Source organism: Alsobacter soli (genome assembly GCF_003004785.1).
Taxonomy (GTDB): domain Bacteria; phylum Pseudomonadota; class Alphaproteobacteria; order Rhizobiales; family Beijerinckiaceae; genus Alsobacter; species Alsobacter soli.
This window is the reverse complement of sequence record NZ_PVZS01000057.1, coordinates 1-7,297: the sequence shown is the minus strand read 5'-3', so window position 1 is coordinate 7,297 and position 7,297 is coordinate 1. Positions and strand designations below refer to the sequence as shown.

Sequence of the window (7,297 nt, the reverse complement as noted above, 5' to 3'; positions counted from 1 at the left end):
ACCCGCGCCTTGCCCCTGGATTGCTTCGTCGCTGCGCTCCTCGCAAGGACGGAGGGGAGGCGACCCATTCCCAGGGCCGTCATCCCCGGCCGGAGCGGCGCAGCCGCGGAGGGGAAGGGGATCCAGGGGCAGCGCACACCGAGCACGGCACGGGCGGGATGCTCATGGTCAGAGAATCACATCCGAATGGAATCACCTCTCAACGCCCTGAGGTGGTCGGGGAATCAGCAGGGGGCCGCCCGCCCTCACCGCGGCATCAGCACCCAGAGGTCCAGGTCCAGGATCACCGCCGGGTCGTACTCGTCCCCCGTCTTGAGCGGAAAATCCCGACAGGGCTTGTCCTTCGTGGCGACCAGACGCACCCGCAGGGCGCCGACGTCATCGCGGCCGGGCAGCGGCTGTTTGTCGAGGATCTCGCTCCATGCGTAGACGGTGCCGCCCGCGAACAGGGGGGCCACGTGCCGCCCTCCATTGATGGCCGCAACATGGAAGGCGTTCGCCAACCCGTTGAAGCTGAGAGCGCGGGCCAGCGAGATGACGTGGCCGCCGTAGATCAGACGGCGGCCGAAGCGGCTGCCGCTCTGCGCCAATTGGTCGAAATGCACCTTGGCGGTGTTCTGGTAGAGGCGCGTGGCGAGCATGTGCTCGGCCTCCTCCACCGTCATGCCGTCCACATGGTCGATCGTCTCGCCGACCTCGTAGTCGTCCCACCGGTCCGAGCTGCCCGCCAGCCCGTCGTCATAGGCGTCGAGATCGATGGCCGGGCAGGCGTCGCCGAGCGCCTCGGGCGCGACCACGCGCGGCAGCGTCGGCACGTGCTCCTCGGCGATGACCGCCTCCGGGTCGCGCTTGTGCACCATGACCCAGCGCACGTAGTCGAGCACCTCGACGCCGTCCTGGTTGAAGCCCGTCGAGCGCACATAGACGACGCCGGTCTTGCGGTTGGAGTTCTCCTTGAGGCCGATGACCTCGGACACGGTCCGCAGCGTGTCCCCCGGATAGACCGGCGCGAGAAAGCGTCCCACCGCATAGCCCAGGTTGGCCACCGCGTTGAGGGAGATGTCCGGCACCGTCTTGCCGAACACGACATGGAACACGAGCAGGTCGTCCACCGGCGCGTGCCGGTACCCGATGGTCTTCGCGAATGCGTCCGACGACTGGACGGCGAAGCGCGCGCCATAAAGGGCGGAATACAGCGAGACGTCCCCCGCCGTGATCGTGCGCGGGGTCGCATGCCGGATCACCTCGCCGATCGAGAAGTCCTCGAAGAAGCGGCCGGGATTGGTCTTGGTGGTCATGGGCGCCCTCGCATGGTTGCTCGCGGCGCCAGTTGTGGCAGGCCCCGCCGCAGTGCGGCAAGGCCCGGGCGGCTAGACCTTCGGGGAACGCTAGAGCGCCGGCTTCGGCAGGCCCCGGCGGGCGCAGGCCGCCGTCAGCGTGTTGGCCAGCAGGCACGCGATGGTCATGGGGCCCACTCCGCCGGGCACCGGCGTGATCGCGCCCGCGACGGCCGCGGCGGACTCGAAGTCCACGTCGCCCACGATGCGGGTCTTGCCCTCGCCGAGCTCCGGCGCGGAGACGCGGTTGATGCCGACGTCGATCACGACAGCGCCCGGCTTCACCCAGTCGCCCTTCACCATGCCGGGCCGGCCCACGGCCGCCACCAGGATGTCGGCGCGCCGGCATACGGCCGGAAGGTCGCGGGTTCGCGAATGCGCGATGGTGACGGTGCAGCTTTCGGACGTGAGCAGCGCCGCCATGGGCTTGCCCACGATGTTGGACCGGCCGACCACCACGGCCTCCAGGCCGGAAAGATCGCCTTTCAGCTGCTTCAGCAGCATGAGGCATCCGAGCGGCGTGCAGGGCACGAGACTTGGCGCGCCGGTCGCGAGCCGGCCGGCGTTGACCGGGTGGAAGCCGTCCACGTCCTTGGCCGGATCGATGGCCTCCAGCACCAATTCGGCGTTGATGTGGGCGGGAAGCGGCAATTGCACCAGGATGCCGTCCACCGCGTCGTCGGCGTTCAGCTCCCGCACGAGTTTCAGCAGGTCCGCCTCGCTGGTCTCAGCCGGCAGCTTGTGCTCGAAGGAGCGCATGCCGGCTTCCACGGTCTGCTTCGCCTTGGAGCGCACATAGACCTGGCTGGCGGGGTTCTCGCCGACCAGCACCACCGCGAGCCCGGGCGTCACGCCCTGCTGCATGAGCTCTGCGACCTGGGCCGCGATGCGGGCCCGCAGCGCGGCCGCCGCCGCCTTGCCGTCGATGATCGCAGCGCTCATGGGCGTTCTCCTCAGCCTTGCTGCTGGGCCGCTTGGGCCTTGGTCTTCGGCCGCGACTTGCGGCCGGCCGGCCCGCAGGCCTGCTCCAGCCGGCTCGCCAGCGCTTGCGGCTCGCCCGCGATCCGGAGCGTCTTCACCCGCGCGGTTCCGCCGGCGGTCAGCGCGACGTCGCCGCACGCCACCCCGCAGGCGTCCGCCAGCAAGCGCGCCAGCGCGGCGTTCGCCTTGCCGGCCTCCGGCACGGCGCGGACGCGCGCCTTCAGCACGGGCTTGCCATTGGCGAGCGCTTCGACCCCCTCGATGGCGTCCTTGCCGCCCCGGGGCGTCAACCGGACCTGGACCACGATGCCATCGTCCTCGGCGATCCAGGGCTGCGGGGTTTCGGTCGTCATCAGAACACGTTGGGGTAGATGTAGAGGCCGATCACGCGCTGGATCAGGAAGATCAGCAGCAGCAGCACGATGGGGGACACGTCGATTCCGCCGAGGTCCGGCAGGCGGCGGCGGATGGGCGCCAGCACGGGCTCGGTCAGCTGGTACACCCCGTTCCAGATCATCCGCACCACGTCGTTGCGCACGTTGATGACGTTGAAGGCCACCAGCCAGCTCAGGATCGCGGACGCGATGATGATCCAGGTGTACAGATCGAGCGCGAGCAGGATCACGTCGAGGATGGCGCGCATTGCTGGGAAGGCTCCGTCGAGCAGGCGGGTCCTTTGCCATAGCGGGGCGAGCCGCAGCCCACAAGAGCCCAGCGGACACACGCTGTCCCAACCACGCCCTGCGAGGCGAATGGCGAAGTTGCAGCCGCCCGGAACATTGCGATTGACAGCCCGGCGCCCCCTGCCTAAAAGGCCCGCACCCGGAAGGGGCTGTAGCTCAGTTGGGAGAGCGCTGCAATCGCACTGCAGAGGTCAGGGGTTCGAATCCCCTCAGCTCCACCAGGGTTCCCGACGTCAGAAATTCTCAAATAATTTCCAGCATGTTAGCCGGCCCGCGTCACAGCCTGCGTACCCAAGGCGGTACCCAGGGTGCGTACCCCGAGAGCTGGATGAGCACCCTGTTCTTGCGCCGAGATGCCACACGTCGTCTGGGTCGACGTTGGCGGCCCCACAAGGATCGGGCGGGCTGATCATGGAGGCGGCCATGGCTCGGCTCGGCCGGGGGGGGGGGAGTGCGCGTCGTAAACCATAGGCGCTCCGGGGCGGGGAGCGTTGCAGTCAATCCGCGGATTGCGGCCGACAGTGCGCGCGACCCCGCAAGTGCCCTGAAGCAGACCCCGACCTGCCTTGGCGCTCACCATCGCGGCGATCTAAGTCCGCTATCTCCTGACAGTTCGTTCGTCCCGGCGCTGACCTGTTTGGCGTCAAACCACCTCAAGGCGCCTGAAGAGCGTTCGCTTCGCCGCGTCCAGGATGAAGGCGAGGGCGACAGCCGATCCGAACAGAGACACGATCCAGGCCGACGGCAGCGGAGCCATCAGGATGCCGTGCCACGCCATCAAAGGGATAAGGGAAACGTCGACCAGCGACGACGCGAGCACGATGGCGCTCGGCCGCGATGCCCACATGCTGCGGCGCTCGCGCGCAACGTAGAACACGGCCTGCCCATTGAACACGAGCATCACCAGCGTCAACGTCCTCAGTTCAGCCAGTCCCAGATCCAGCTTTTGGCCGACGGCCAGCACCGCCGCGGAATAGACGAGGTCGACAACGCCGAGCACGACAGCGGCGACGGTCAGGTTCCCAATTCGCCAGCTGTTCGGCCGCGGCGAGGGCTCCACGTTGTCGGTGGTGGCCGACAAGGCCAAGAAGTCGCCCGTGATCATCGACAGGACCATCTGCATCGGGGTCAAAACCGCGTGGCTCGTCATGGCGAGCCCGATAGCTAGGAACAGGACCTGCCGGACCTTCTGGATCATCGAGCGGAGTGTGTAGGAGACGATCCGCTGGTAGGCGACGCGCCCCTCGCGCACGGCGGTCACGATACCGCCGAGCCCAGGGTCGGTGAGTACGATGCCGGCGGCCGACTTGGCCGCGTCTGTAGCAGTTAGGACTGCGATGCCGATCTGGGCCTGACGCAAGGCCGGCGCATCGTTGGCTCCGTCCCCGCACATTCCAACCGTGTGACCTTCTCTCTGGAGCGCCTTGACGAGGCGGAACTTGTCCTCGGGCAGCACGCCGGCGAACACAGCGTAGCCGCCTAGCCGAGCGTCTTCACGAATCGCTCCTCCCGGGAAGATTGGGCCGGATATGCCCACCTCCCGGGCGACGACTTGGGCGGTAGCGGGGGCGTCACCGCTGACCATCAGCACTCGTATGCCGAGCCGCCCGAGTTCACTGATGGCGGGCGCGGCGTCCTCCCGGGGCGGATCGCTCAGCGCCAAGAGCCCTGCGATACGCATGCGCCCGTTCAGACCGATGGCGACACCGAGGACCCGGTCACCAGCGTGTTCCAACGCGCTGGCCGCCGTGGCGGCCTTGGCGCAAGGTTCGCACATCGCCGCGACTGTGGCGAACGCGCCCTTGACGATGCGCAGGCTTTCACCCTCGGGGCCCTTCACCGCCGCTTCCGATATCTTCAAAGCTGGATCGAATGGGGTAAAGGCAGTGCGGCTGAAACCTTCTGGCATTTTGGCCGGCGCCGCGGCGCGGACCGCCCTGTCGACTGGATCCTGACCGCCGTCCGAACTCGCCAGCGCCGCGAGCGCAAGCACCCGCCCATCCGTGAATTCAGGCATCGCGCGCACTGTCGTCACCGCCAATTCGTTGCGCGTTAGCGTGCCTGTCTTGTCCGAGCACAGGACGTCCATGGCGGCGGCCTCGTCAACGGCGGACAGCCGGGTCGGCAGCACGCCCTTGCGCGTGAGGGCCCTGGCGCTCAGCGCCGACGCAAGAGTAAAGGTGGCCGGCAGGGCCACCGGCACTGTGCCGAGGACCGCGATGAGCAGGAGCGGCGCAAGTTCGGCAACTGGCATGCGGAAGGACAGCGCATAGGCCAGGAGCGCGAGCGTGATTGCGCCGTTCACCAGGGCGAGGTTGCGTACGACCTTGAAGACAGCCCGCTGCTGGGCGCTGCCCACGTGGGCTGTCCGTACAAGTTCGGCGGCCCTGCCAAACTTGGTGCGGGCCCCGGTCGCCGTAACCACCGCGACAGCCTCCCCGCGACGGACGAGCGCGCCCGCGTAAGTCTCCTGGCCCGGGCCCGCATCAATGGGCAGGGACTCGCCGGTCAGGGTGGACTGGTCAAGAAGCACCGCGCCTGTCGCGATGCGCACATCGGCCCCCACCACCATGCCGAGAGACAGCTTCACGACGTCACCCGGCACAAGCTCGGAAGCCGGTATGATGCTCCAACGGCCGTCCCGCCGCACGCTGGCGACGAGCGCCAAGCGAGACTTGAGCGCGGCGACCGCCGCCCGCGCCCTGCTCTCATGCGCAAATCCGAGCGCCGCGTTCAAAATGAGCAGCACCGCTACAACTGAAGCTTCGACATACTCGCCCAGTAAGATCTGCAGGCCGATGGCAGCTTCCAACAAGCATGGCACTGGCGCGACGAATTTCCGGACCACGAGTCGGAGCGGATGTACTTCGTTATCGGGGGTGGCATTTAAACCGTTGGCGGAGAGTCGCTGTCGGGCCACCTCCGCCGAGAGACCTTCCGGTTCGAATACGTCGGCCGCTACGGCTCTGAGATGAAGAGCTGCGCCGGACACGGCCCCTTTGCGAACGCCGCGATTTGCGTCCTCTTGGCGGATCGTCATCTCGATGCTCCGACAATGTACTCCGGCTACGTTTTCCCCAGCCAAGGGCGACCAATCCTAACGATCCTCGTTCGTGCCTGCCTGATCCCGCGCCGCTCACCTACAGTCGGACCCGCGGCCGTTCGCCGATGGCGGGGGCGCTGTCGGGAGCGCCTCTCGTGGACGGGGCTGCCGCACCGTCGCGGCCGACCCGCGTTCGCTCGCTACCGAGCCAACTCCATGCGACGGCGGCGCCAGGTGGAATGGTTCATGCGGCCCGTTCATAGCCAGGGACTCAGAATAGATTGGGCCGCTTCTCGCAGAGGACGTTCCCATGGAGTGCACGCTCCACCGCACCGTCCCCGGGTCGTTCGCTGGCGGTTGAACCAGCCGTGGATGCGTCCGCTGCCTCTTGAGACGGCTTGTCGCGGTTTGCCTCGATGACGGTCATTTAAGCATGTGCTAATCAAGCAGCTCGTTCAACACGGGTGCAAGAGGCTCGGGAGTGGCCTCACCCTTTCGTGACGGTCAGCTCGATTGCCGCCCTCACCCGGTCGTGCTTCATTGCCGCCGCCGTGCACAGGATACCCATGCAGCCTTTGGCAGGCACCCTCCCCAGGAAAGGCCGTCGCCTTGTCAGCGGCGCGCTCGCGCTGCTTTGCGCGATCTTCCTGTCGTTGGGGGCGCTCCATGGGTCCGGAGCGGCAAGTCCGCTCCAGGCTAGCATCTCGGTGCTGAAGGCGCCCTCGACCGGAGGGCCAACTAGCTCGAACTGCCTCAAAAAGGTGCTCGCGGGTCAACCCACGACCTGCGCGCCGGGCTTCGCCTTCGCGCCGGCTGACCGGGCCACACGCCTGGTCGCGCCGGAACCCGCAAGCGCCCGGATCGGGCCGCCCCGGAACCTCACTCTCTGCGTCCAGTGCGGAGCCAGCCCGCCTCGCCGCCCGCCTCGGCAGGTCGCCTGAACGCGCGCTATCGCGCGACGCCGTCTCAGGTTCTGTCGAGGAGTTTAAAATGTTTCGCGTCATCCGGCGCGCAGGCCCAAGCCTGCGGCGCCCCGCTCTGCTTGCCGCGGCCTGTGTGGGCCTGGCGGCATGCAACGCCGCGCGCCCTGTCGGACCCACCGTCTCGGCCAAATCCGAGGATGGCGAGACCGCGTCATCGGCCCCGTTGCTCGCAGGCAGGGACGACACTGGGCTCGCCCCCAGATACGTCCGCCAGCGGGTCCGCTATTCCACCCGACAACGTCCCGGGACGATCGTCGTCGATCCCGACGC

At 67.8% G+C, this 7,297-nt stretch carries 5 protein-coding genes, 1 tRNA gene and 1 pseudogene; 2 read left to right on the top strand and 5 right to left on the bottom strand.

Annotated features, from left to right (window positions below):
- Nucleotides 1-245: 245 nt before the first annotated feature.
- From SLNSH_RS23925 to SLNSH_RS23910, 4 genes are all read right to left on the bottom strand, one after another.
- On the bottom strand, nucleotides 246-1,298 hold the full coding sequence (locus tag SLNSH_RS23925) for a MaoC family dehydratase (protein ID WP_106340761.1): 1,053 nt from the start codon (nucleotides 1,296-1,298) through the stop codon (nucleotides 246-248).
- 90 nt (nucleotides 1,299-1,388) lie between these two features.
- Nucleotides 1,389-2,279, bottom strand: coding sequence for a bifunctional methylenetetrahydrofolate dehydrogenase/methenyltetrahydrofolate cyclohydrolase FolD (gene folD, locus SLNSH_RS23920; protein WP_106340759.1), 891 nt, complete (start codon nucleotides 2,277-2,279; stop codon nucleotides 1,389-1,391).
- Between the two features lie 11 nt (nucleotides 2,280-2,290).
- Nucleotides 2,291-2,671, bottom strand: a complete 381-nt coding sequence (locus SLNSH_RS23915) for a DUF167 family protein (RefSeq protein ID WP_106340757.1) — start codon at nucleotides 2,669-2,671, stop codon at nucleotides 2,291-2,293.
- Nucleotides 2,671-2,961: a YggT family protein gene (locus SLNSH_RS23910; protein ID WP_106340755.1), complete on the bottom strand. Its 291-nt coding sequence runs from the start codon at nucleotides 2,959-2,961 to the stop codon at nucleotides 2,671-2,673. The genes SLNSH_RS23915 and SLNSH_RS23910 overlap by 1 nt, the downstream gene beginning before the upstream one ends.
- 185 nt (nucleotides 2,962-3,146) lie before the next feature.
- On the opposite strand from SLNSH_RS23910, the gene SLNSH_RS23905 reads away from it, so the two are divergent.
- Nucleotides 3,147-3,222 (top strand) — tRNA-Ala (locus SLNSH_RS23905).
- Nucleotides 3,223-3,644: 422 nt separating this feature from the next.
- On the opposite strand, the gene SLNSH_RS23900 is transcribed toward SLNSH_RS23905, so the two are convergent.
- Nucleotides 3,645-6,041 carry an HAD-IC family P-type ATPase gene (locus SLNSH_RS23900; protein ID WP_106340753.1) on the bottom strand — a complete coding sequence of 799 codons (2,397 nt, stop codon included), beginning with the start codon at nucleotides 6,039-6,041 and terminating at the stop codon, nucleotides 3,645-3,647.
- Between the two features lie 993 nt (nucleotides 6,042-7,034).
- Between SLNSH_RS23900 and SLNSH_RS25255 the strand changes: the two are divergent.
- Nucleotides 7,035-7,297: pseudogene (locus tag SLNSH_RS25255) on the top strand (hypothetical protein); the annotation flags it as partial.